The following is a 1361-nucleotide window of genomic DNA, read 5'->3' on the forward strand; positions in this document are numbered from 1 at the left end:
CACAGACTCCCTCACTGCCACGTCTATGAACAGGTGCGGGGAATTCCGCGCTTACGGTGAGATCGCCAAGATCAAGGCGATGATCGACAGCGGCAACACGACGATCGACGTGGTCGACGTAGACGCGCCGACCCTGCTGCAGGGCTGTGACGAGGGCATTTTCGAGCCGATCGACTGGGAGAAGATCGGACCGAAATCGGACTGGCTCACAGGCACCACGTCGGACTGCGGCGTCGGCACCATCGTCTACGCGACGGTGCTTTCCTACGACCGCGACAAGCTGAAGACGCCGCCGACGAAGCTTGCCGACCTGTTCGATCTCACAAACTTCCCCGGCAAGCGCGGCCTTTGGAAAAACCCGGCGACCAATCTCGAATTCGCGCTCCTTGCCGACGGCGTGGCGCCTGGTGACGTCTATGCGACGCTTGCCACGCCCGACGGGCTCGACCGCGCCTTTGCCAAGCTCGACACGATCAAGAAGGAGATCGTCTGGTGGGAAGCGGGCGCCCAGGCGCCGCAACTGCTTGCGTCCGGCGAAGTGGCCATGACCACGGCCTGGAACGGGCGCATCTTCAATGCCAATAATGAGGGTCGGCATTTCGGGATCGTCTGGGACAACCAGATCCTGGACTCCAACTACTGGGTCATACCCAAGGGCGCGAAGGATATCGAAAGCTCGCTTTCTTTTATCCATTTCGCCGTTGAACCGAAGGTTCTGGCCGGCATTGCCAAGTACATTCCCTACGGTCCGGTTCGCGCGACGGCGGCGACCGAGGTCGCGCCGCAAGACGCCAAGAACCTGCCGACCAGCCCGGATAACCTCACAACTTCGCTGACGCTCGACAACGCTTTTTGGGCGGACCACGGCGATGAGATTCGCAAGCGCTTCACCACCTGGCTTTCCAACTGAAGGAGCGTCGCGATGAACACCGTGACACTGGAAAGGGGGCACCTCCATGAGGTGCCCTCACCCCTGCCCCTGACCGAGACCATGGTCGCTTTCGAGCGGGTACAGAAAAGCTATGACGGGCGCACGCTCGTCGTCGAGGAGCTGAACCTTGACGTTCGTCGCCGTGAGTTCCTCACGATGCTCGGGCCTTCCGGGTCCGGCAAGACGACGACGCTGATGATGCTTGGAGGCTTCGAACAACCAACGAGCGGCCGCATCCTGCTCGAAGGACAGGCCGTCGAGCGCCTGCCGCCGGAGCGGCGTGACATCGGCTTCGTTTTTCAGAACTACGCGCTCTTCCCGCACATGACGGTTGCCGAAAATATCGGCTTTCCCTTGCGATATCGTGGCATCCGGGGCGCAGAAGCAAAGCGGCGGATCGACGAGGCGCTTTCCACGGTCAAGCTTGGCG

Annotated in this window: 2 protein-coding genes; both read left to right on the forward strand. The window is 61.5% G+C overall.

Annotated elements, in window-relative coordinates:
- On the forward strand, nucleotides 1–910 hold a 910-nt coding region (locus tag I8N66_RS37000; protein ID WP_291165489.1), incomplete at its 5' end, for an ABC transporter substrate-binding protein.
- 69 nt (nucleotides 911–979) lie between these two features.
- Nucleotides 980–1361: ABC transporter ATP-binding protein (locus tag I8N66_RS37005; RefSeq protein WP_291165493.1), on the forward strand; the 382-nt coding region annotated here is incomplete at its 3' end.

Origin of the sequence: Ensifer sp. SSB1 (assembly GCF_016652895.1) — a bacterium.
Taxonomy (GTDB): domain Bacteria; phylum Pseudomonadota; class Alphaproteobacteria; order Rhizobiales; family Rhizobiaceae; genus Ensifer.